Here is a 22,313-nt window from a genome sequence, read left to right on the forward strand (position 1 = left end):
TACGAGTCGCGGCTCGGGCGGCGCAGGGGATTGACGGCAGGGCGCACAGCGGTTAGCGAGCCGATCGTGTCAAGGCCCTGTCCTCGGAACGCGGTGGCGGTATCGGATCGGGGGAGACGAGAGGAGTCGGAGTGACCACGACAGACCGACCTCATTCGCTGTGGCGCGACACCGCACCGGACATTCACCTGGAGACGCGTGCTGTGGACGACGCCGAGATCGTGATCGCCGGTGCCGGGCTCACGGGGCTGTCCGCCGCCGTGATGCTCGCGCGCTCGGGGCATCGCGTGGTCGTGTTCGACGCCGCCGAGATCGGCGCGCGCACCACAGGGGGTTCGACCGCGAAGCTCAGCCTGCTGCAGGGCACGGTCCACTCCGGCATCCTCCGCAGCGCCGGCGAGCACGTCCTGCGCGCGTACGCGCACGCGCAGCGCGACGGGCAGTCCTGGTTGCGCGGCGAACTCGCCGACGCGCCGGATGCCGAGGAGCGCCGTGTCGCGATCACCTACGCGATGACGGCGGACGGCGACGCGAACGTCCGTGCCGAGGCGACCGCGTGCCGGACGGTGGGGATCGAGGTCGAACGGCGCTCCGGACAGGCGGGGCTGCCGTTCCCGGTGTCCAGCGCCCTCGTCCTGGAGGACCAGTCGCAGCTGCATCCGATGCGGGCGCTCGACGCGCTCGCCGGCCGCGCCCGTGCGCTCGGCGTGCACTTCATCGGAGGATGCCGGCTCACCGGCGCGGAGGCGAGCGGCGACGGCGTGCGCGTCCGCACGAGCAGCGGCACGATCTCCGCGCAGCGACTGCTGGTGACGACGGGCTTCCCCGTGGTGGATCGTCGGGGCTTCTTCGCGAAGCTCACCCCCACGAGGCAGATGGTCGCGGCGTACCGGCTTCCCGATGCGGCCATGATCCCGGACGGGATGTTCCTCTGCGTCGACGAGGTCACCCGATCGCTCAGATCGGGGCGGGACGAGCAGGGCCGTGCACTGCTCGTCGTCGGGGGCAGTTCGTACCGGACGGGAACGGATCCGGACACGCGGCAGCGCCTGCAGGCGATCGACCGGTGGACCGCGCAGGCGTTCTCCGGCGCTGTGCGCGATCGGTGGTGGGCAGCTCAGGACTATCGGATGGCCGGAGATCGGCCGTTCTTCGGCATCCTTCCGGGGACGCGGGGTCGGATCCTCGCCGCGACGGGCTTCGCCAAGTGGGGCATGACCAATGCCGTCGCCGGCGCGCTGGCGCTCACCGGCATCGTGGACGACGCGCCTGCGGAGTGGGCCGAGCACTTCGCGCACGCGCGGGTCGGCGCGCATGGAGCGGCCACGATGGTGCGCAGCACCGCCGCCGTCGCGGCCGAAGCCGCGCGAGGGTGGGCCCGGCCCGAGCAGTCCCACGCCGAGGGCACGGAGCGCGCGCGAGTGATGCGACGCGGACTCGAACCGGTCGCGGAATCCGATGTCGACGGCCGCATCTGCGCGGTCTCCGCCGTCTGCACGCACCTGGGCGGCGTGCTCCGCTGGAACACGGCGGAGCGCAGCTGGGACTGTCCGCTGCACGGGTCGCGCTTCGCACCGGACGGCCGCGTGATCGAGGGACCGGCGACGCGGGATCTGCCGCGGCGGGACGGCAAGGTACGCGCAGGAGCCGACCAGGTCAACCCCGAAACGGCCTCGGACACGGCGTCCATAGGGTGAGCCGTCCGAGACCACCCGACGAAGGAGATGAGCCGAATGACCGAAGTGATCAGAGCCGAGATCGAGGTCGAAGCGCCGGCGAGCGCGGTGTACGAGCAGTGGGCGCGGCTGGAGGACATGCCGTACTACATGTCGATGGTGAAGAGCATCGAGCGCCTGAGCCCGGACCGCACGCACTGGGTCGTCAACGTCGGCGGAGTCGAGCGCGAGTTCGACGCGATCGTGACCGAGGCCGTGCCGAACCAGCGCATCGCCTGGGTGAGCGACGGCGAGAAAATTCACACCGGTGCGGTGCAGTTCACGCCCATCGACGCCGAGCGCACGCGCGTCGAGTTGGAGATGGGCTGGGTGCCGGAGACGGTCACGGAGAAGGCAGGGGCGCTCCTCAATCTCGACGAGCGAGCTGCTGCCTCCGACCTCAAGCGCTTCAAGGAGTTCCTGGAGGGCGGTGGCGGGGGGAGCAGGGTCGTCGCCGACCCTGACCTCGCCTTCTGAGCGGGTGCGCCCATGGTCCAGATCGGTTTCCACGCCTCGCACGAGCAGGTCGACCCCGCGAAACTGCTGCAGGCCGTACGAGATGCGGAGAGCGTCGGCTTCGACGGGGCGATGTGCTCCGATCACCTCGCGCCGTGGACGCGCGCGCAGGGGGAATCGGGATACGCCTGGAGCTGGATCGGCGCCGCACTCGCCTTGACGCGGTTCCCGATCGGCCTCGTCACCGCCCCGGGGCAGCGCTATCATCCGGTGATCACCGCCCAGGCCGCGGCGACGCTCGCCACGATGTTCCCCGGCCGCTTCTGGGCCGCGTTGGGCAGCGGTGAGGCCCTCAACGAGCACGTCACCGGCGCTGAATGGCCGGACAAGGAGCGGCGCGATCGTCGTCTGCGCGAGAGCGCGGCGGTGATCCGTGCGCTCATCGGCGGCGAACGCGTCGATCACGACGGGGAGGTGCGGGTGCACGAGGCGCGCATCTGGAGCAGACCGACGGCCCCGCCCGAACTGCTGGCGGCGGCGGTCAGCCCGGAGACGGCCGCCGAGGTGACGTCCTGGGCGGACGGACTGATCACCGTCGGGAGCGACCCGGCGGCGACGGCGCAGACGCGCGAGGCCTATCGGGATGCGGGCGGCGGGGGACCGCTGGCCGTGCAGATTCACGTGAGCCTGGCCGGAACGGATGCCGAGGCTCTCGCGCTCGCCCGTGACCAGTGGTCGCACGCGACAGCACCCGCCGAGCGGACGTGGGACCTCGAGCAGCCGGAGGATTTCGAGGCGCTCGCCGACCCGACCGAGGAGAAGCTGCGTTCCGCCGTGCTGATCTCGGGCTCGGCGACGGCGCTCGCCGAGCAGATCGCCCAGGTCGCGCTCGGGTACGACCGCGTCTACCTGCATCACGTCGGCGTCGATCAGACGGCATTCCTCGCCCGCTGCGAGAGCGAGTTGCTCCCGATGCTGAGGAGGCTGCTGTGAGGCCGGCCGACACGAGTGATCTGTGGTGGCGGACGGCGGTGATCTACTGCCTCGACATCGAGACCTTCCAGGACTCCGACGGAGACGGCGTCGGCGACATCGAGGGGCTCTGCGACCGTATCGACTATCTGTCCGAGTTGGGCGTGACCTGTCTCTGGCTCATGCCGTTCCAGCCGACGCGCGACCTCGATGACGGGTACGACATCACGGATTTCACCGGCGTCGATCCTCGGCTCGGCGACCTCGGCGGCTCCGTCGAGCTGCTGCGGATCGCGCACGGTCGGGGCATCAGGGTCATCATGGATCTCGTGGTGAACCACACCTCGGACCGGCATCCGTGGTTCCGCTCCGCCCGGCGATCGCGCACGTCGAAGCATCGCAACTACTACGTGTGGCGCGACCGACCGCCGCGGACGTCGCAGAAGACGGTGTTCCCCGGGGAGGAGGACGGCGTCTGGGAGCACGACGAGCGCACCGATCAGTACTACCTGCACAGCTTCTACCGGCATCAGCCGGATCTGAACCTCGCCGAACCCGAGGTGCGCGCGGCGATCGCGCGCGTGGTCGGTTTCTGGACCGAGCTCGGCGTCGACGGCTTCCGCCTCGACGCCGTCCCGTTCCTGATCTCCCCACCCGGTGCGGCGGACGAGACCGACCCGCACGAGTTCCTGCGGGAACTGCACCGGTTCGTCGGTCGTCGTCGCGGGGGAGCAGCGCTTCTGGGTGAGGTCGGGTTGCCGCACAAGGACCAGCTCGAGTACTTCGGCTCATCCGGCACCGAGCTGGAGCTCCAGTTCGACTTCGAGACCATGCAGGCCGTGTTCCTCTCCCTCGTCAGACATGACGCGGGCCCGGTGGCCGAGGTGCTGGGGAAGCGGCCCGTCGTGGATCGTCGTCTGGGGTGGGCGATGTTCCTGCGCAACCACGACGAACTCACGCTCGAGCAACTGGACGAGCAGGGGCGCCAGGACGTGTTCGACGAGCTGGCTCCGGACGAACGCCAGCGCGTCTACGGGCGAGGCATCGTCCGTCGCCTGGCACCGATGCTGCGCGGCGACCCCCGCCGCATCCGGCAGGCGTACAGCCTGCTGTTCTCGCTCCCCGGCGCGCCGATGCTGCTGTACGGCGAGGAGATCGGCATGGGGGAGCTGCCCGCGATGCCGGACCGCGCAGCCATCCGCACGCCGATGCAATGGGACCCGGGACCTGCCGGCGGATTCTCCACGGCGAGGGCGTCTCGGGTGCCCGACATGCCGACCGATGGCTACGCCCCGGAGCACGTCAACGTGCACGATCAGCTGCGCGACCCAGATTCGCTGCTGTCGTTCGTCCGGCTGCTGATCGCCCGCTACAGATCCGCGCCGGAGATCGCGTGGGGCGAGCTGTCGATCGTGGACACTGGCGACCCGGCCGTGCTGGCGCACGCTTGCCGCGCCGACGGCGTCCTGTTCATCGCGGTGCACAACTTCGCCGAGGACGCACGCCGCGTGGAGATCGAGCTTCCCGATCTCGACGGCGACGCATCGGTCGCCGATCTGCTCTCCAACACGCCGATCGAGCCGACGGACGGTCGGCTCGTGCTCGACCTGGAGGGTTACGGATTCCGCTGGCTGCGCCGGTCGGGGTCGGGGTCGCTCCGCTCCTGATCTGGGTCGGTCGCGCCCGGTCCGGCCGGCTCGATAGGCGGCTCATCCGGACGCCGCGGACGGTCGTCCTGCTGCTCGGCTTCCTCCTCGGCCGCGAACTGCTCGTCGTCCGGTGGCTGCGGCTGGACGTGCTCAGGGCGCAGACCCTGATCGCCGACGCCGCTCACGGCGCCTCCTCGCGGAGATCGGTGGGCGCCGCATCCGAGCGGGCCTCGTCGGCCGCGAGGACATCCGGTTCATCCTCCGGGGCCAGGTCGCCCTGGCCGTCCTCGCCGAGGTCGGCCTCGAGCGGCTCGTCGCCCTGCGTCTCGGGCTGGTCCTCCTCGTCCGCCCGATCGTCGGCGGTCTCCTCCTCGGGCACGGCCTCGGCATCCGCTGGATCGGTGTTCTCGACATCCCGCTGTTCGAGGCGGTCGGGAGGGAACGGCAGTTCGTCCTCGGGAATGGCTCGCGTACCTGACATGGCTGACTCCTTCGGTTGATGGATTCCCACCGTCGCCCATCGGCGCCGGGGCGGTCAGCCCCGTTGACAGATCGCGCGCGAGCGCCCACGCACGCGAAGAATGTCCGTGCGGCCAGTGTCAACCCCCTGGTTCTTCGCGGCGCGGAGAGGGAGGGTCGGTAACGACCTTCCTGACGTTTCCCCAGAGCGAGGATGATGATGACCCGTATTGCCGAAGACCCCCGCTACGCGCACACCGATGGACCGTTCCCCCCGCAGTCGCAGGAGGAGCAGCCAGGACAGACGGATGCCACCCGGCCCACCCCCGATCACGGCGAGCAGAGCTACGTCGGTCACGGCCGGCTGGCCGGACGCCGTGCCCTCATCACGGGCGGTGACTCGGGCATCGGCCGTGCCGTCGCCATCGCGTTCGCCCGCGAAGGCGCGGACGTCGCGATCGTGCACATGCCGGAGGAGCAGGAGGACGCCGATGACACCCTCGGACTCGTCCGCGACGCCGGCCGGAAGGGGCTGAGCCTGTCCGGTGACGTCCGCGACGAGCAATTCGCGACGGATGCCGTGGTCGAGGCCCGTCGTGCACTCGGCGGCCTCGACGTGCTGGTGCTCAACGCCGCCTACCAGCACGACGTCGGCGGTTTCGCGAATCTGAAGACCGAGGACATGCGCCGCGTGTTCGACACGAACCTCGCCGGGCTCATGTACTCGGCGCGGGCGGCGTACCCGTCGATGGAGCCGGGTGCGTCGATCATCGTGACGGCGTCGATCCAGGCGGCCGAACCGTCGCCAGGTCTCATCGACTACGCCATGACGAAGGCCGCGCAGGTCGCCTTCGTGAAGGCACTGGCGCAGGAGGCCGGCACGCGCGGCATCCGTGTCAACGCCGTCGCGCCGGGGCCGATCTGGACGCCGCTCATCCCCTCCACCGGCTGGGACGAGGAGAAGGTCGCCCAGTTCGGCTCCGACACCCCGCTCGGTCGTGCGGGCCAACCGGCGGAGCTCGCCGGCGCGTACGTCTATCTCGCATCGGCGGAGTCGTCGTACACCTCAGGCGCTGTCCTCGCCGTGACCGGAGGGAAGGCGCTGTGAGCATCGTGGCCCCCACAGACCCTCCGTCAGCAACCAGCCCGTCGTGGGAGATCATCCCGCTCGGACGCGCTGGCTGGCGCATCTGCGACGCCACCCGTGGGCATGCCGATGCCGCACGCCTCGTCGCGTATGCCGAGAAGAGCGAGCTCGGTGCGATCGAGGTGCTGTGGTTGCGCAGCCCCTGCCCGCATCGCTCGCGCTATCGGGACCTCGACGAACTGCTCGAGGACCTGGATGCCGCGGTGGCGGCCGCCGAGGAGAACCGTTCGACGCGTCCCTTCGAGATCCCGCACTTCCCTCCGGAGAGGTAGGAGACGGACGCCTCAGCCAGCGCTGCTCGCCGAAGCATCCGTTCCGCGGTCGGCCTCGTCCGGCAGCTGCTCGACCGGGATGACGACGACGTCCTGCACCTTCCAGTCCAGCGCTGCGATGCCCTCGGAGGCGTGCCGCAGCTTGGCCAGTGACACCCGCGAACGATACGGCCGGACGAACGCCTCGACGTGGAACACCTGTCCCTCGTCCCGCATGCGGACGGCCGCATCGCCGACCCACGGCAGATGACGCAGGTACTGCGCGACCTCGGTGGCCAGCGGATGCGGTGCCTTGTCGTCGTAGGTCCGTGCGCGCTGGTCCATGAGGTCGCGCACGGCGGACCGGGTGTTGCGCACGCCGTCTCGCACGATTCCGATCGAGATGAACAGGGCGGCCACGCCGTCCAGCCACCACACGCCGAGACCGATCCCCATCACGCCGACGATCGATGCGGCGTTGGTCTGCCAGTCGGCCTTGGCCATATCGGCGTCCGCGTGCAGGAGCTTGTTGTGCAGCAGCGGTGCGAGCCGCGCCTTGGCGGGGCCGTAGAAGAACACCGGTCCGATCACGATGACGCTCATCACGCCCACCATGAGCCAGCCCAGCCAGATCGTCTGGCCGAACAGCTGCACCGTGCCGATCGTCGGGTGGTCCTGCGTGACGAGCCCGCTGACCGCCTCGAAGGCGAGATTGAGTCCGACCGTCGCGAGCGCGACACCGGCCACGACGTGCCCGACGCCCATCGCACGGTGGCGACCGTACGGGTGGTTCACGGAGGGGCGGCGCCGGACGAGCAGCAGCGCGATGAGGAAGGCGATCTGGGGGAGGAGGGAGAGCATGTCCTCGATCCACGCCGTGCGCATCGACTGCGAGCCGCCGACCACGAACGCCACGACGATGATCGTCACGGTCGTGTAGCCGATCGTGAACCATTCCCACCTGATCGCGGAGTGCAGCGCGCGATGCTGCTCCGGCGGCAGGTCCGTCCGCCCGAATCGGTGCCGATCCGCGCGGGTCATGAGCCGGCCTCGCCGTCGAGGAAGAGCTCGATGTCCGACAGCAGAGCGTTCTCACCGGCCGGGACGAGCCACACGATCGTGCGGCCCCTCAGGCCGGGCAGGTCGGCGTATCCCCTCGTCGTCCCGACCCGCTCGGACCACGGCGTCTGATCGCTGAACCCGCCGATGGCGAGGTCGATGTCACCGTCCTCGAGCATGCCGACGAGCGTCTCCTCGCCGGCGGGGGTCCAGGAGATGCGCGCGTCGATCGAGTCCGCGTAGTCCCGTGCGAGGTCGGCGAGCGGACCGCGGGGCGCATCATCCGGCGCTTCACCGGCTTCTGCGACCTCCGGCTCGAGGCTCACACCGATCCGGATCGTCCCGTCGGTCACGGTGTCCAGGGTCCCGTCCGGATCCCTGGGCACCGTGCCGAGGCATCCGGTCATGGTTGCCGCGAGGGCGCCGCAGGTCATCGCGGCGGCGGCGCGTCGAAGTGCCGCGCGTCGAGCATCCGGTGCGAGCATGCGTCCATCATCCGGACGGCGAATGCCGTGCTCAAGCGGGTTGACCGCGGTATCCGGCCCGGGTAAGGGTCACACCGGCAGCGGATGCCGTCGGCGCAGGATGACGCGCTGCACCAGCGTCCAGACGACCGTGATCGTCAGGTACAGGGCGGCGGCCAGCGGGACGAACAGTGCGAACACCGCCGTCAGGTAGTGCAGGGCGCTCATCATCCGCAGCATCCCCGGCGACGACAGCGGCGTATCGTCGACGGGCGCCGGACGGAAGACGCGTCGGGTGACCTCGGCGACGACCACCATGATCGCCACGAGCCCGCCGAAGACGGCGAGCGTCGGCAGCGAGAAGGGGCCCGCCGCCAGCATGTGCACGAGGCTCGTGCCCAGCCCGGCGCCGAACAGGTCGTGCGAGAGCAGTTCGTTCGGATGGCCTGCGATCTCGGTGCGCAGGAACAGCGTGTACAGGATGCCGACGATCGGCGCCTGCAGCAGCACGGGCAGGCACCCGGCGAACGGCGAGGTGTTCTCGTCCCGGTAGAGCTGCATCGTCTCGCGCTGCAGCCGCTCGGGGTTCTTGCCGTGCCGCTTCCGGATCTCGCGGAGCCGGGGAGCGAGGCGCGCCCTGGTCTGCTCCGCCTTGGCCTGCGAGATGCCGACAGGGATGAGCAGGGCGCGCACGAGCAGGGTGACGACGACGACCGCGAGTGCGGCCGCGGAGGCGCCGGTGAAGGGTTCGAAGAAGGTGGCGAGGCCGGCGAGGGCGCCGTAGGCGGCGTCGAGGAGCGCCGCGAGGGGAGGGAAGGAGAAGGGGTCCATGAAGTGTCCGTTCGATGCGTCGGGAAGGTCGGCGGATGCCGTGTCCCGACGCGAACGGACGGGTCACACGGCGCGCACGACTCCCGGCGCTCGCGGACGAGGGTGGCCGGCGGCATCCGGATCGCTCTGCGACAGCAGAGCCGACGCATCGATGGCGCGCAGCGGATGCGGAGGCGAATCCTTGCCGGCGCTAGGTGCGACGATCGCGACGGCGACGATCAGGGCCGCGACCGCGAGGATCGCGACGGCGAGTCCCAGGGCGGCCATGTCCGGCAGGGCGACGAGCCCGAGCGCGGACAGCACGAAGGCCATCACGTGCTCGATCATCGCCGCCATGTCATCGAGGGTACCCCTCCGCTCATCCTTCGAGCGGAGGGCGGAGGGCGGAGGGCTCTCAGCTCCAGGGCTCGTCCGACGAGCCGTCCTCATCCGGTGCGGTCGCGCCCTGCTTGTCCCCGGCCAGCCGACGCGTGGTGGAGGACCGTTCGGCACCCTCGGCCGAACCGCCCTGCCCCGAGGCATTGGCCGTCGTCGGATCGTCCGCGGCGGCATCCGTGTCGGTGCGCGGTGCTGCGGCATCCTCCGCGTAGTCGGGGCGGGGCGGCTGGAGGTCCTGATCGGACAGCTCCCCGCCCTGGCGCCCGCCGTACGGGCGCCCGTGATCGGCCGATTCCTCTCGTCCGAACACCAGCTCCCATTCGCCGACCGTGAAGCTCGCTCCGGTGCGCAGGATCTGGGCGCGCTCGCCCGAGGCGTCCAGCGAGGCCGCGTTCGTCTCGCCGGGTCCGTGAAGCGTGAGCACGTACTCGTCGCGCTCATCGTGCGTGATCGTCGCGTGCACCGGGTCTGCGCCCGGGAGGACGAGTTCGTTGCCCGCCGCGGATCCGATCCGCACGACGTCGTCGCGCAGATGGTAGACGAGGCGATCGCCTCCGCCGGTGATGCGCAGGTGCGGATCCCCGGCGCCCCAGGCGTCGTGGGTCGTGGTGGGAGTGGGCGTGTGCGGTTCCGTGCTCATGGTGACCTCCTGCCTCGACGGTAGGCGGGGCCCCGATCGAGCGAGAGGGGGTTGACAGTCCGTCTCACACCCGACCGGATGCCGCGGCCGGGCGTAGCCTCGAAGCATGACCGATCTCGCAGCACTTCTCGGCTTCCGGCATCCGATCGTCCTCGGACCGTTCGGGGGATTGTCCTCCGTCCGCCTGACCGCCGCGGTGAGCGAGTCGGGCGGGCTGGGGTCGTACGGGCTGTACGGGTACGACGGCGAGCGGATCCGGCAGACGGCCGCCGAGCTGCGGGCGGCGACGGCGCGTCCGTTCGCGTTCAACATCTGGCTTCCGACGGGTGACGAGGCGGAGCCCGGGCCGCAGCATGCGGTGTACGCGCAGGCGCTGCAGCCGTTCTACGAGGCCGTCGGCGTCGAAGTGCCGGTACGTCCGGAGCGCTACATGCCGTCGCTGGACGAACAGCTCGACGCGATCTGGGAGGCCGCACCCGCCGTGCTCAGCGTCGTCTACGGCGTGCCGTCGGCGGATCTGATCGCAGGCGCACGCAGTCGCGGCATCCGCGTGGTGGGGACGGCCACGACCGTGGCCGAAGCGCTGGCGCTGGAGGCCGGAGGGGTCGACGCGATCGTGGCGACCGGCATGGAGGCCGCGGGGCACCGGGTCTCGTTCCTGCGCTCGCCGGAGGAATCCCTGGTCGGCACATTCGCCCTGGTGCCGCAGGTCGTGGATGCCGTGGGCATCCCGGTCATCGCCGCCGGTGGCGTCGCCGATCGGCGCGGTGTGGCAGCGGCGTTCGCGCTCGGAGCATCGGCCGTGCAGGTCGGGACGGCGTTCCTCGCGACGTCGGACTCGGCGGCGAACGACGCGCACCGCGCCGCCATCCGCAGCACATCGGCGGACAGCAGCGTGCTCACCCGAGCGATGAGCGGGCGTCTGGCCCGGGGCGCCCGCAACAGGGTCGTGCGGGCGATCGAGGCGAGCGGGACGATCGCACCGTTCCCGATGCAGAACTGGCTCACCGGGCGCTTCCGGACCGCCGCGGGGCAGCAGAACCTGGGTGAGCTGCAGTCGCTCTGGCTCGGGCAGTCGGCGCCGCTGGCGCGGTGGGACACGGCATCCGAGGTGTTCGACGAGCTGGTGGCCGGGGTACCCGGCCGCTGAAGGGCTACAGGATGACGGTCGACCGGCCGTGCACGATCACGCGGTCCTCCGCATGCCACTGCACGGCCCGTGCGAGCACGAGGCGCTCGACGTCGGCGCCGCGGCTCTGCAGCTCGGCGGCGGATTCGGAGTGCGTGACGCGGGTGACATCCTGCTCGATGATCGGCCCCTCGTCGAGGTCGGCCGTGGCGTAGTGCGCGGTGGCGCCGATGAGCTTCACTCCGCGATCCTTCGCCCTCGCGTACGGGTTCGCCCCGATGAACGCGGGAAGGAACGAGTGGTGGATGTTGATGACCGGGGCCCCGAGCTGTTCGATGAACGTGTCGGTGAGGATCTGCATGTAGCGCGCGAGGACGACGAGGTCGACGTTGCCCTGCAGCATTTCGAGTTGACGCTGCTCCATCGCCTGCTTGTCGCCCGAGGGGATGTGCACGAACGGGACGCCGAAGCTCCGCACCGATTCGGCGAGGTCCGGGTGATTGGAGATGACCATCGTGATGTCGATGTCGAGCTGGCCGCGCTGTGCGCGCCAGAGCAGCTCCATGAGGCAGTGGTCGTACTTCGACACGAAGATCGCGACGCGCTTGCGGCGGGACACGTCGTGCAGCGACCACTCCATGCCGAAGCGGTCGGCGACCTGCTGGACGGAGGCCTCCAGCGCGGGGCGTGCGGCCGAGAGACCGGGCAGGTGGATCACGGTGCGCTGGAAGAAGCGTCCGCCCTCGGAGTCCGTGGAGTGCTGGTCCAGCGAGATGATGTTCGCGCCGTGCTCGGCCAGCACGCCGGCGACGGCGGCGACGATTCCGGGCTGGTCGTCGCACGCGATGAGCAGGCGGGCGGTGTCGGGCTGGGACATGGATGCTCCTTGCAGGGTCTGGGTCGATTCTGCCCCGTCGACGGTGGCCGTGACGAATCGCGGAGTGGTTCGCTGCGGATCGGCCGGCTCGCGGTTGCCAGGGCCGATAATCTGACAGGCGTGAACCCGAGCGAAGCAGGACTCGTCCTCGTCCCCCTGATGGCCGTGCTGGCGCCGCTGCTCGCGAAGGGGGTGCGGCCCGTGCTGCGCGTTCCCGTCATCGTGTTCGAGCTCGTGCTGGGCATCCTGATCGGCCCTGCGCTGCTGGGTTGGGTCGACGCCGGAGAGGTGATCGAGAAGCTCAGCGAGTTCGGCCTGGCGATGCTGTTCTTCATCGCCGGCTCCGAGATCGACTTCCGCAGACTCGCGGGCAAGCCGCTCGTCCGCGCGTCGCTCGGCTGGGTGCTGAGCGTGGTGCTGGGAATCGGACTCGGGTTCTTCTTCGCACCCGGCGAGGGCATGGTGGTGATCGGCATCGCGCTGAGCTCGACGGCCCTCGGCACGCTGATGCCGATCCTGCGGGATGCCGGCGAGCTGGGGACCCCATTCGGTCGGACTGTGACGGCGATCGGTGCCGTGGGCGAATTCCTGCCACTGATCGCGATCTCCGTCTTCCTCAGCACGCGGACGACCTGGGTCGCCACCGCGGTGCTGCTCACATTTGTGGTGCTCGCCGGTGCCGTGGTGCTGTTCGCACAGCGGACCCCGCACGGCCGGCTGCACGCGTTCCTGCGCGCGACCCTGCACACCTCCGACCAGTTCGGCATCCGCTTCGTGCTGCTGCTGATCGCCTCGCTCGTCGCGCTCAGCGTGGTCCTGGATCTGGACATGCTGCTCGGCGCGTTCGTCGCCGGAGCCGTCTGGCGGATCATCATGGCGCGCGCACCGAAGGAGGATGCCGAGGAGATCGAGAGCAAGATCGAGGCGATCGCGTTCGGGTTCCTGGTGCCGATCTTCTTCCTCTACACCGGCATCACCTACGACCTGGATGCGCTGCTCGATTCGCCAGCGGCCATGGCGCTCGTGCCGGTGTTCCTCATCGCACTGCTGCTGTTCCGCGGCGTCGCCGCGCAGCTGTCGGCGCCGGCGGGCGCCGGCGTGCGCGAACGATCGGCGCTGGCGCTGCTGTCGGCGACGGGGCTTCCGATCATCGTCGCGGTGACGGCGATCGGGGTGGAGCAGGGGATGCTCGATTCCGGCATCGCGGCGGCGCTCGTGGGCGCCGGGATGCTGTCGGTGCTGCTGTACCCGCTCATCGCGATGTCTCTGCGCGGCGACAGTGCGAAACTCGCCGCAGCCGAGAAGAACCGCCCGGTCAGCGAGTTGTGATGTCGGCATCGGCGCTCCTGGATGACGCTCGCCGGCACCTGGTCGGCGTGCCCAAGGAAGGGCTGGGCGAGGAGAAGCACTCGCGATTCCGCGGTGACCGCATCGTCCGGATCGGCGAGGCCTGGCACGTCGGCGTCCTGCTGCTGACCGATGACGCGGCGCTGGCCACCGCCGAGGTGCTGCGCGCAGCGGATGCCGGTCGGCGCGGCTACACGGCCGAGTCGGCGCGCGAACGCGCCGCCCGTCGGGAGTGGGCGCTGCGTGGCGGGTTCGACGAGGGAGAGGTCGCGCATGTCGGGTGGAGCGTGATCGACGTGGATGCCGTGGACGCCGGCGGGTCCTCCGGCCCGCTGGCCATGGTCGACGGCGTGGTGCAGGTGAAGTGGTCGAGCGCGGGCGGCTACATGCCGCTCGAGGAATACCTGCGAGAGCGGATCTTGCTGCTGACCTGAATCCCGGGTCAGGCGAACGCCGCGGCGAAGCGGCTCAGCAGGGCTTCGCCCTCGGTGACGGTCGAGGCGAGCACGCGCTGCTGCACGGCGTCGAACGCGTTCGCGTCGAAGTATCCCTTGGTGCGGTAGAACGTCATGCGCTCGGCGAAGTCCGCAGGGCTCGGCTCCGGATGGAACTGGGTCGCGTACAGGTGCGTGCCGACGCGGTACGCCTGCACCGGACACGCGTCTCCCATCGCGAGCAGCTCTGCGGTCGGCGGCGTCTCGGCGGCGGACTCCTTGTGCGCGGTGAACACCGTCAGCTCGGGACCGCTCGGGCCGAAGACCGGGTCGTGCTGTGCGGCAGCGGTGGCACGGATCTTCACCGCCGCGGTGGATTCGGGATGGTCCAGCGTGACCGTGCCGCCCAGCATCCTGGTCACCACGCCGATGCCGTAGCAGGTGAACAGCGCGGCGGCGCGCCCGTCGATCGCTGCGGCGGCGATGCGTTCGAGGTCGGCCTCCACACGGCGCTGCTGCGCGGTCGGCGCAGGATCGGTGACGTTCAGCGGAGATCCGCCGATCACGATGCCGCGATGCGCGTCGAGCGCTCCGGCATCCAGCGGGGTGGCCATGAGATCCAGTCGATCGAGTTCGTCGGCGCCGAGTCCTCGACGGAAGGACGCGTACTCGGCATCCGCGGCGGCCAGCTCGGGGCGCACGCTGATGTAGAGAAGCGAGGCCATCCGGCGATTCTAGCCAGTCCGATCGCGCGTGCCGAAGCGCATGACGGACGGTGACGCGTCAGCGCGAGGAGCGCGCGGTGCGGCCGCGGATGATCCCGACGAAGGTGTCGACGTCATCGGTGCTCCGCTCGCGGGGCCAGACGAACGCGACGGTCGACACCGGGCCGTCGCGAAGCACGCGGTATTCGACATCCTTGCGGTGGTGCAGGCGCGCGAGGGACATCGGGACGACGGCGATGCCCACCCCGGTCGCGACGGTCGCGATGAGATCCGCCGTCGTCGGAACGGCTCCGTGCGCGGATGCCGTGGTGTGCGGCAGATCGAGATCCAGGACGTCCTCGTCCGAGGCGAGCAGCACCTCGCCGTCCAGATCGGAAGCGTCGAGTTCGTCGGCCGCGAGGAGGTGCGATTCGGCGGCGGCCACGACCACCGGAAGCTCGTCGTAGAGCCGGATCACATGCAGATCGGCATCCTCGATCGGAAGTCGCACCAGGGCAGCGTCCAGGTCGTCCAGCGCGGCGCGCTGGTCGGCGACGACGAGCGGTACGAGTTCGAGTGGAACGTGCGGCATCCGCTGCTTCCAGGCGTCGATCCACTTCCCCGGGGTCGCACCGGGGATCACACCGAGACGGAAGATGCGGGGTGCGGATGCCGCGGAGTCGAACCGCTCGACAGGCGAAGCGGGCTTCCCGGTCGCCTTCTTCTTCGGCGTGCCCTTGCCCGGCTGCTTCTGCGGGGGTGCGCCCTTGCTCGTGCGCACGGGTGTCCCCTTGCTGACGGTCCGCCGGCCGCCTGCGCGTCCGCTGCGTCCGCTGCCTCCCGATTTCGCCACGTCTCTCAGGCTACTCGCCCGGCACGCGTGCCTCGCGGCTGCGGCCGAGAAACCACTCGGCGCGCGAGAACCACGTCAGCGGCGGTTGCTCCCGCCGGAAGTGGCTTCTCGAGCAGTCAGGCGGCCAGCCAGAGCCCCTTGCGGTCGGTGGCGATGGTGAGTCCGGCGGCGACGGTCTCGTCGTCGCCGATGCGCGAGCCGCGCATGATGCGCGCTCCGGCTCCGACCTCGGTGCGGACGCCGATGTGCGCCCCCGCGCCGACGGCTGCGCCCTGGCCGATGTGCGCGTGCGCGTCGATCGACGCGTTCTCGCCGATCACGGCATCCGGCTCCACCCACGCGCCACGGGCGATCTTCGCCCCCGCGGCGATGCGCGCGCCGGGTTCGATATAGGCGCCTGCCTCGATGACGGCCATCGGGTGCACCTTCGCGCCATGCGCGACGAGGCCGCGACCATTGGCGTGCTTGCGGTATCGCAGCGTGGCGCCCTGCTCGTCCTCGATATCGATGTAGTTCTTACCCACGATTCCTCCCGTTCCGGAGACTCCCGGATATATGGACAACCACGGGTGCCGTGAATTCATTCCCGGATCGGGATGGGCTCACTTCTGGCAGTTCGGGCACCAGAACGTGACGCGTTCGCGAGTGGGATCCGCGCCCTGTTCGCCTCGGCGGATGAGCGTTCCGCAGCGCCGGCACGGCTGCCCGGCACGTCCGTAGACCCAGTCCGTCTCGCCGCGCCGAGCGACACCGGTGAAGGTTCGGTCGTGGCGGTCGCGATTCGCTCGGATCACCCGTGCCCCGAGCGCGACCAGGGCTTCGACATCGACCGACGCGGCGGGCGTCGTGGGCAGGATGCCGCGCAGGAACAGGAGTTCGGCCGCGTACTCGTTGCCGAATCCGGCGACGTTGCGCTGGTCGAGCAGGGCCACATGGATGCTGCGTTCATCCGCCTGCAGCCGACGGGCGGCCTCCGGGGCATCCCAGTGCGGACCCAGTGGGTCAGGACCGAGATACCCGACGAGGCGATCCTCGTCGCGCGTCGCGACGAGTTCCACCTCGGCGATGTCGACGCCCACCGCCTCGCGGTGCGCCGTACCGACGATCGCGCGCACCCGGAAGGCCGGATGCCGCCACTTCTGTCCTGGCGCGTACAGGTGCCAGGCGCCTTCCATCCTCAGATGGGAATGGAGGGTGTCGTCGCCGATCCGCAGCAGCAGATGCTTGCCGCGGGCGACGCAGCCATGGATGGTCTGCCCGGTGAGATCGGCGGTGGCGGCGCGCGGCACCCTCAGGTCGAAACGCGTCACGGTGTGGCCGGCGAGCGTCTCGTGCAGACGGCGCGCGGTCCGGAAGACGGTGTCGCCCTCAGGCATCGGAGCTCGGGGGTGCGGGCGGAGACGGCGGCGCAGGCGTCGAGGGCGGTGCCGGTGCTGAAGTCCGGGCCTGCGTCGGCACCGGACGGGGGATCGAGGTCGGGGTCGCGCCCGGGGCCCGGGGCGGTGCCGGTGTCGGTGCCGGGGCGCGTTCGACCAGCGACCGTGCGAGGGCGGTCGAGCCCGCGACGGCAGCCGGCATCGTGAGGATCGCGCCGAGCGGGATCATGAAGCACAGCTGCGTGGCCACGCCGAAGCCGAGCACGCGTGCGCGGCTGACCCGCAGAACCTCCGAGCGCGAATAGGCGGTCAAGCCGCGTGCGTCGAACGCGCGACCGGTGAGCTCGCGGGCGAGCAGCCGACCGGTGAGCACGATGCTGGTGGCACCGGCGAGGAAACCGCCGACGAGCGGGATGAATCCGATCGCCAGCGTGAGCAGTGCCACCAGGATGCCGAGCGCGATCAGGCGGACGCCCTCGCCGACCGTGGTCCAGAAGCCCGTCTCCCCCGTGGGCTCACCACCCAGAGACCGTTCGACGCCGCGCCAGATCCGCTGGTAGAACGGGTCGCCGATCGTCAGGGTGAGCGCGGTGAACACGGCGCCGGCCAGAGCGAGCGCGGCGATGAAGAGGACGATGCCGAAGGTCACGCGCAGGATCTCGCGCCAGGGACTGATCCAGCCATCGGCGAACGGCGTCGCCCAATCCGTCAGGATGCCGAGGCTGAGTCCGAACGGCACGAGCACGGCGGCGAGCACGAGGAACGCGATGACGGCGGGGATCAGGCCGAGGGCCATGAGCTTCGGGCGCACCGCCCAGAACCGGAACCCCGTGACGAGCATTCCGACGCCGATCCCGAACTCCCGCAGCATGCCTCCAGCGTAGAGGGCGGCGCGGCCACGCTGTCATGCGGGCCGAGCCGGGCGTCGTGCGCGCCAGCCCTGCTGCCGTCAGATGGCCTTGCGCAGCGTGTAGCCGCGGGGCGTCGCGACGAATCCCGCCTCCTGGAGCGCGATCGCGAACTCCGTGCCGTACACGGGCGCGCCGTTGATCTTCTCGACCGTGAGGGTCTCGAGCCGGCGGGTGCGCGATGTCGCCGCCAGATCGGATGCCGCGGCACGCAGCGCTTCCTCATCATCGCCGAAAGCCAGCACCGTGCGTCCGCCGCGCTCGAGGTACAGGACCAGGGCACCGTCCACGAGCACGACCAGTCCGCCGGCTTTGCGCCCCGGACGGTGAGTCACTCCGTCTCGGCGCGGCCACGGCAGCGCCGCCCCGTACGGGTTGGCCGGGTCGGTGGCGGCGAGAGTGATGGCGCGGCGTGGAGCAGGGTCCGTGAGACCGGCGAACGTCCTGAGGCGGTCGACCGTGGTGGATGCCGCGAACTGGGCGGCGCCGAGCTTCTCGATGACGTAGCCGCGCCGGCAGTGCCCGGCCTCTTCGAAACCGGCCAGCACGCGGTACACCTGCGCGAAACCACCGGGGACGCCCTCGGATTGCGCCGATCCGCGCGTGACGACGCCGTACCGATCGAGCAGCAGCCCGGCCGTGACGGTGGCACGTCGGGCGGCATCGGCCTCGCCCGCAGGGAGCAGCGACCAGCGCCCGCCGGTGATCGTCGGCCGGGCCGCAGCGCCAGTGAAGGACACGCCGCGGTAGGTCCGCGCACGAGGAGCGCGCCGCACCGCCTTGTGCGCCTGCGATCCGCCGGCGAGCAGTTGTCGCACGGGTGCGAACGTGTCGTTGGTGACGCGCCCCGACCAGGTCAGCGCCCAGAGCGCGTCGAGTACCGACTGCTCGTTCTCGGCCCCGACGCGGTCGCGCAGGTGCGTGGCGAAGGACGCCCCGCCTGCTCCGAGCGCTCCCAGCAGCCGGGCTTCGAGCGAATCTGCGGCGACTTCGGTCTCGTCGGGTTCGGGAAGCGTGAACGGCGCGAGGCCGACGGGATGCAGGGAGACCCAGCCGTCCCGGCCCGGCAGCGTCCCGTGCCCGGACCAGATGACCTCGCCGTTCGCGGTGAGTTCGTCCAGCATCGCTGGGGAGTAGTCGCGCACACGAGACGGCAGCACCAGGGATTCCCATGCACTCGCCGGAATCGGAACGCCCGCGAGCTGCTCGATCACGCTGAGCACGCCGTCGAGGCCCTCCACCGGGCGGGAAAGGTGCTGCCAGTCGGGCAGGAAGCGGGCGAAGGCCGTCGGTTCGACGGGTTCGACGCTGCCGCGGATCGCGGCGAGTGAGCGCATGCGCAGGCGGCGCAGCACTTCGGTGTCGCACCACTCAGGCCCGGTATCGTCGGCGGCTTCCGCCGCGGACAGGAAGTACCCGCTGCTGATGCGCCCCGCGCTCTCCAGCCGCTGCAGCGTGTGTCTGGCCACCGCGGTTCCGATGCCGAATCGGGTCGCCACGGCATCCGTCGTGAAGGGGCCGTGCGTACGCGCGTGGCGGGCGATGAGGTCGGCGAGCGGGTCGGCGACCGGTTCGAGGAAGGCGACGGGGATGCCGGTGGGCAGCGCTGCGCCGAGGGCATCGCGCAGGCGCGCGGCATCCTCGATCGCCGCGATGCGGGGAACGCCTCCGATCGTCACAGGGATTGCCCGACGCGCGGTCACGAGGGCGTCGAGGTGGGCGGCGGCTTCGGACACCGGTGCCGCGGTGGTGGCCTCCAGCCGTTCTGCGACCTCGACGGCATCCATCGGGCCGAGCATGCGCAGCAGGTCGGCGACGCCCTCGAGCCCGCGGGCGCGGCGATCGGGATCGAGCCGCTGCGCCTCGCGCTCGAACTGCGCGATGACCTCCGGGTCGAGCAGCTCACGCATCTCGACCGTGCCGAGCAGTTCGCCCAGCAGAGCCGGGTCGACCGAGAGCGCAGCCGCGCGCCGCTCGGCCAGCGGCGAATCGCCCTCGTACATGAAGGCGCCGACGTAGCCGAAGAGCAGATCGCGAGCATACGGCGACGGTTGGGCGGGTTCGGTTTCGACGAGGCGCACCCAACGATCGGCGATCGACGTCGCGAGCCTGCGCAGCGACGGCAGGTCGTAGACGTCCTGCAGCACTTCACGCAGCGTCTCGAGGATCACGGGGAAGGTGGGATGGCGCCTGGCCACTTCGAGCAGTTGGGCGCTGCGCTGCCGCTGCTGCCAGAGCGGCGAGCGGCGGTTCGGGTTCGTGCGCGGCATGAGCAGGGCCCGAGCCGCGCACTCGCGGAAGCGCGAGGCGAACAGCGCCGACCCGCCGACCTCCTCCGTGACGAGCTGCTCGAGCTCGTCCGGGTCGAACACGAACAGATCGGCACCGGGCGGCTCGCTCTCGGCATCAGGGATCCGGACGATGATGCCGTCGTCGCTGGCCACAGCCGAGCCCTCGACGCCGAGGCGCTCACGGACGCGGGCGTTGATGGCCAGCGCCCAGGGTGCGTGGACCTTCATGCCGTACGGGGAATGCAGGATGATGCGCCAGTCGCCGACCTCGTCGTGTCCGCGTTCGACCGTCAGCGTGCGGTCGGTGGGCAGGGTGCCGGTGGCTTCGCGCTGCTCGGTCAGGTGCGCCATGAGGTTGTCGCGCGCCATGGCGTCGAGACCGGCATCCATGAGGCGCTGCGTCGCCTTCGCCGGTTCGGCGGAGGAGACCTCGCGCGAGAAGGCGCCGAGCGCTTCGCCGAGCTCGAACGGGCGCCCGATGCCGTCGCCGTGCCAGAACGGCACCCGTCCCGGCTGACCGTACGCGGGGATGACATTGACGCGGTCATGGGTGATCTCGGCGATCCGCCAACTCGTCGTGCCGAGCGTGAACACGTCGCCGACCCGCGACTCGTAGACCATCTCCTCGTCGAGCTCGCCGACCCTGGCGCCCGTCGTCTCACCGGCGACGAACACGCCGAACAGGCCGCGGTCGGGGATCGTCCCGCCGCTGGTCACGGCGATCCGCTGTGCGCCGGGGCGTCCGGTCAGCGTCCCGGCATCCCGATCCCAGACGAGGCGGGGGCGCAGCTCGGCGAACTCGTCCGAAGGGAAGCGTCCGGCCAACAGGTCGAGCGTGGCCTCGTAGGCGGAGCGCGGCAGCGACTGGAACGGCGCGGATCGGCGGACCGTCTCGAACCAGTCCTCGACGCCGATCGGATCGACCGCGCAGGCGGCGACGGTCTGCTGCGCGAGAATGTCGAGCGGATTGCGCGGCACCGAGATCGCCTCGATCTTGCCCGCCAGCATCCGCTCGGTCACGATCGCGGTGTGCAGCACGTCGCCACGATGCTTGGGGAACAGTGCGGCGCGGCTGATCTCGCCGACCTGGTGTCCGGCGCGTCCGACGCGCTGCAGCCCGGATGCCGCCGACGGGGGAGCCTCGACCTGGATCACGAGATCGACCGCGCCCATGTCGATGCCGAGCTCGAGGCTGCTGGTGGCCACGACGCAGCGCAGGATGCCGGACTTCAACTCTTCCTCGACCTGGGCCCGCTGCTCCTTGGAGACGGAGCCGTGGTGCGCCTTCGCGAGCACCGGATCGGCGCCGGCTGTCGCGCCGCCCTGAGCCGGCATCGCCGCGGGCACCCGACGCGCCGGCGCCGGTGACGGACTCTCGCCCATGCGCTCGGCGTAGATCTCATTGAGCCTGCCGGTGAGCCGCTCGGCCAGACGGCGCGAGTTCGAGAACACGATCGTGGAGTTGTTCTGCAGGATGCGGTCGACGATCGCCTCTTCGACGTGCGGCCACACCGACCCGGTGACCTCGGTGTACTCCGCGTCACCGGGCGCCATCGGATCCGGCGCTCCGGGGGGCGCCGGCGGGTTCGTCATATCCGGAATCGGGACGACGACGCCCAGCTCGAACGTCTTGGTCGCGCGCGGTGCGACGATCTCGACCGGCTCCGAGCCGCCGAGGAAACGAGCGACCTCGTCGATGGGACGCACGGTCGCCGACAGTCCGATGCGCTGCGCCGGTGACTCGGCACCGCGAGCGCGGCGGAGGGCATCGAGGCGCTCGAGGCTGACCGCGAGATGCGCCCCTCGCTTGGTCGCGGCGACCGCGTGCACCTCGTCGATGATGACCGTATGGACACCGCGCAGCGTCTCGCCGGCGCGACTGGTGAGCATGAGGTAGAGCGACTCGGGGGTGGTGATGAGGATGTCGGGCGGATTCGACACCAGCTTGCGGCGATCGCTCGAGGTCGTATCGCCCGATCGGACGCCGACGGCGACGGAGGGAGCAGGGATGCCGAGGCGCCGCGCGGATTGCCCGATGCCCACCAGCGGGGAGCGGAGGTTGCGCTCGACGTCGACGCCCAGCGCCTTCAGCGGTGAGATGTAGAGCACCCGCGTTCGGGGTGCGTCGTCTGCGGCATCCGCGGATGCCGCAGACGTCCGCTCCCGGAAGATGCTGTCGATCGCCCAGAGGAACGCCGACAGGGTCTTGCCCGATCCGGTCGGGGCGACGACGAGAGCGTGCTTACCGGCGGAGATCGCATCCCAGGCGCCGGCCTGCGCGGCCGTGGGCGCGGCGAACGCGCCGCGGAACCAGTCCTGGGTCGCGGGCGTGAAGCGCTCGAGCACATCGCTCATGTCTCCATCATGGTCGGT

The 22,313-nt window shown here is 70.6% G+C and carries 23 protein-coding genes; 9 read left to right on the top strand and 14 right to left on the bottom strand.

Going from position 1 to position 22,313, the window contains the following annotated elements; genetic code table 11:
• The first annotated feature begins 131 nt into the window (after positions 1-131).
• Genes ACI7YT_RS03385 through ACI7YT_RS03400 form a run of 4 tightly spaced genes read left to right on the top strand, consistent with a single transcriptional unit; the run spans position 132 to position 4,810 of the window.
• A complete protein-coding gene (locus ACI7YT_RS03385; RefSeq protein ID WP_406249081.1) occupies positions 132-1,697 on the top strand; it encodes an FAD-dependent oxidoreductase in 1,566 nt (521 codons plus the stop codon).
• A 36-nt stretch (positions 1,698-1,733) separates the two neighbouring features.
• On the top strand, positions 1,734-2,192 hold the full coding sequence (locus ACI7YT_RS03390; RefSeq protein ID WP_406249082.1) for an SRPBCC family protein: 459 nt from the start codon (positions 1,734-1,736) through the stop codon (positions 2,190-2,192).
• A 12-nt stretch (positions 2,193-2,204) separates the two neighbouring features.
• Entirely contained in the window at positions 2,205-3,164 is a 960-nt protein-coding gene (locus tag ACI7YT_RS03395; RefSeq protein ID WP_406249083.1) for a TIGR03885 family FMN-dependent LLM class oxidoreductase, read from the top strand.
• Positions 3,161-4,810: an alpha-amylase family protein gene (locus ACI7YT_RS03400; RefSeq protein ID WP_406249084.1), complete on the top strand. Its 1,650-nt coding sequence runs from the start codon at positions 3,161-3,163 to the stop codon at positions 4,808-4,810. Before ACI7YT_RS03395 ends, ACI7YT_RS03400 begins: the two co-directional genes overlap by 4 nt.
• On the opposite strand, the gene ACI7YT_RS03405 is transcribed toward ACI7YT_RS03400, so the two are convergent.
• Together ACI7YT_RS03405 and ACI7YT_RS03410 are read right to left on the bottom strand one after the other, a co-directional pair.
• Positions 4,759-4,977 (bottom strand): hypothetical protein, encoded by a 219-nt coding sequence (locus ACI7YT_RS03405; RefSeq protein WP_406249085.1) that lies wholly within the window; start codon positions 4,975-4,977, stop codon positions 4,759-4,761. The two genes, ACI7YT_RS03400 and ACI7YT_RS03405, sit on opposite strands and share 52 nt — an antisense overlap.
• The gene (locus tag ACI7YT_RS03410; protein WP_406249086.1) at positions 4,974-5,273 is read right to left on the bottom strand and encodes a hypothetical protein; all 300 of its coding nucleotides are present in this window, start codon (positions 5,271-5,273) and stop codon (positions 4,974-4,976) included. The genes ACI7YT_RS03405 and ACI7YT_RS03410 overlap by 4 nt, the downstream gene beginning before the upstream one ends.
• 198 nt (positions 5,274-5,471) lie before the next feature.
• On the opposite strand from ACI7YT_RS03410, the gene ACI7YT_RS03415 reads away from it, so the two are divergent.
• Positions 5,472-6,359 carry an SDR family oxidoreductase gene (locus ACI7YT_RS03415; protein ID WP_406249087.1) on the top strand — a complete coding sequence of 296 codons (888 nt, stop codon included), beginning with the start codon at positions 5,472-5,474 and terminating at the stop codon, positions 6,357-6,359.
• Positions 6,356-6,670, top strand: a complete 315-nt coding sequence (locus ACI7YT_RS03420; protein ID WP_406249088.1) for a hypothetical protein — start codon at positions 6,356-6,358, stop codon at positions 6,668-6,670. The genes ACI7YT_RS03415 and ACI7YT_RS03420 overlap by 4 nt, the downstream gene beginning before the upstream one ends.
• Before the next feature lie 12 nt (positions 6,671-6,682).
• On the opposite strand, the gene ACI7YT_RS03425 is transcribed toward ACI7YT_RS03420, so the two are convergent.
• The 5 genes from ACI7YT_RS03425 to ACI7YT_RS03445 form a co-directional block, all read right to left on the bottom strand.
• On the bottom strand, positions 6,683-7,690 hold the full coding sequence (locus tag ACI7YT_RS03425) for a cation transporter (RefSeq protein ID WP_406249089.1): 1,008 nt from the start codon (positions 7,688-7,690) through the stop codon (positions 6,683-6,685).
• Complete coding sequence (locus tag ACI7YT_RS03430; protein ID WP_406249090.1) at positions 7,687-8,193, bottom strand: hypothetical protein; 507 nt, start codon at positions 8,191-8,193, stop codon at positions 7,687-7,689. Before ACI7YT_RS03430 ends, ACI7YT_RS03425 begins: the two co-directional genes overlap by 4 nt.
• 69 nt (positions 8,194-8,262) lie before the next feature.
• Positions 8,263-9,003, bottom strand: a complete 741-nt coding sequence (locus tag ACI7YT_RS03435; protein WP_406249091.1) for a YidC/Oxa1 family membrane protein insertase — start codon at positions 9,001-9,003, stop codon at positions 8,263-8,265.
• A gap of 63 nt (positions 9,004-9,066) precedes the next feature.
• A complete protein-coding gene (locus ACI7YT_RS03440) occupies positions 9,067-9,339 on the bottom strand; it encodes a DUF6412 domain-containing protein (RefSeq protein WP_406249092.1) in 273 nt (90 codons plus the stop codon).
• A gap of 58 nt (positions 9,340-9,397) precedes the next feature.
• Complete coding sequence (locus tag ACI7YT_RS03445) at positions 9,398-10,021, bottom strand: FHA domain-containing protein (RefSeq protein WP_406249093.1); 624 nt, start codon at positions 10,019-10,021, stop codon at positions 9,398-9,400.
• Positions 10,022-10,127: 106 nt separating this feature from the next.
• On the opposite strand from ACI7YT_RS03445, the gene ACI7YT_RS03450 reads away from it, so the two are divergent.
• Complete coding sequence (locus ACI7YT_RS03450; protein ID WP_406249094.1) at positions 10,128-11,171, top strand: NAD(P)H-dependent flavin oxidoreductase; 1,044 nt, start codon at positions 10,128-10,130, stop codon at positions 11,169-11,171.
• A gap of 4 nt (positions 11,172-11,175) precedes the next feature.
• Here ACI7YT_RS03450 and purU read toward each other — a convergent pair whose 3' ends face one another.
• Positions 11,176-12,027 (bottom strand): formyltetrahydrofolate deformylase, encoded by an 852-nt coding sequence (gene purU / locus ACI7YT_RS03455; protein ID WP_406249095.1) that lies wholly within the window; start codon positions 12,025-12,027, stop codon positions 11,176-11,178.
• Positions 12,028-12,147: 120 nt separating this feature from the next.
• Between purU and ACI7YT_RS03460 the strand changes: the two genes are divergently transcribed.
• Together ACI7YT_RS03460 and ACI7YT_RS03465 are read left to right on the top strand one after the other, a co-directional pair.
• Complete coding sequence (locus ACI7YT_RS03460) at positions 12,148-13,356, top strand: cation:proton antiporter (RefSeq protein WP_406249096.1); 1,209 nt, start codon at positions 12,148-12,150, stop codon at positions 13,354-13,356.
• Positions 13,356-13,808: a glutaminase gene (locus ACI7YT_RS03465; protein WP_406249097.1), complete on the top strand. Its 453-nt coding sequence runs from the start codon at positions 13,356-13,358 to the stop codon at positions 13,806-13,808. The genes ACI7YT_RS03460 and ACI7YT_RS03465 overlap by 1 nt, the downstream gene beginning before the upstream one ends.
• 8 nt (positions 13,809-13,816) lie before the next feature.
• On the opposite strand, the gene ACI7YT_RS03470 is transcribed toward ACI7YT_RS03465, so the two are convergent.
• The 6 genes from ACI7YT_RS03470 to ACI7YT_RS03495 all read right to left on the bottom strand — a co-directional run bounded on the left by ACI7YT_RS03470 (position 13,817) and on the right by ACI7YT_RS03495 (position 22,295).
• A complete protein-coding gene (locus tag ACI7YT_RS03470; RefSeq protein ID WP_406249098.1) occupies positions 13,817-14,533 on the bottom strand; it encodes a glutamine amidotransferase-related protein in 717 nt (238 codons plus the stop codon).
• 58 nt (positions 14,534-14,591) lie between these two features.
• Positions 14,592-15,365: a LysR substrate-binding domain-containing protein gene (locus tag ACI7YT_RS03475; RefSeq protein ID WP_406249099.1), complete on the bottom strand. Its 774-nt coding sequence runs from the start codon at positions 15,363-15,365 to the stop codon at positions 14,592-14,594.
• A gap of 116 nt (positions 15,366-15,481) precedes the next feature.
• On the bottom strand, positions 15,482-15,889 hold the full coding sequence (locus ACI7YT_RS03480) for a transferase (RefSeq protein ID WP_406249100.1): 408 nt from the start codon (positions 15,887-15,889) through the stop codon (positions 15,482-15,484).
• Positions 15,890-15,967: 78 nt separating this feature from the next.
• Entirely contained in the window at positions 15,968-16,741 is a 774-nt protein-coding gene (locus ACI7YT_RS03485) for a DNA-formamidopyrimidine glycosylase family protein (protein WP_406249101.1), read from the bottom strand.
• Positions 16,734-17,612 (bottom strand): EI24 domain-containing protein, encoded by an 879-nt coding sequence (locus ACI7YT_RS03490; RefSeq protein WP_406249102.1) that lies wholly within the window; start codon positions 17,610-17,612, stop codon positions 16,734-16,736. The genes ACI7YT_RS03485 and ACI7YT_RS03490 overlap by 8 nt, the downstream gene beginning before the upstream one ends.
• Positions 17,613-17,690: 78 nt before the next feature.
• Positions 17,691-22,295 (bottom strand): ATP-dependent helicase, encoded by a 4,605-nt coding sequence (locus tag ACI7YT_RS03495; protein WP_406249103.1) that lies wholly within the window; start codon positions 22,293-22,295, stop codon positions 17,691-17,693.
• Between the last annotated feature and the right edge of the window lie 18 nt (positions 22,296-22,313).

This window comes from Microbacterium sp. M (genome assembly GCF_045181065.1).
Taxonomy (GTDB): domain Bacteria; phylum Actinomycetota; class Actinomycetes; order Actinomycetales; family Microbacteriaceae; genus Microbacterium.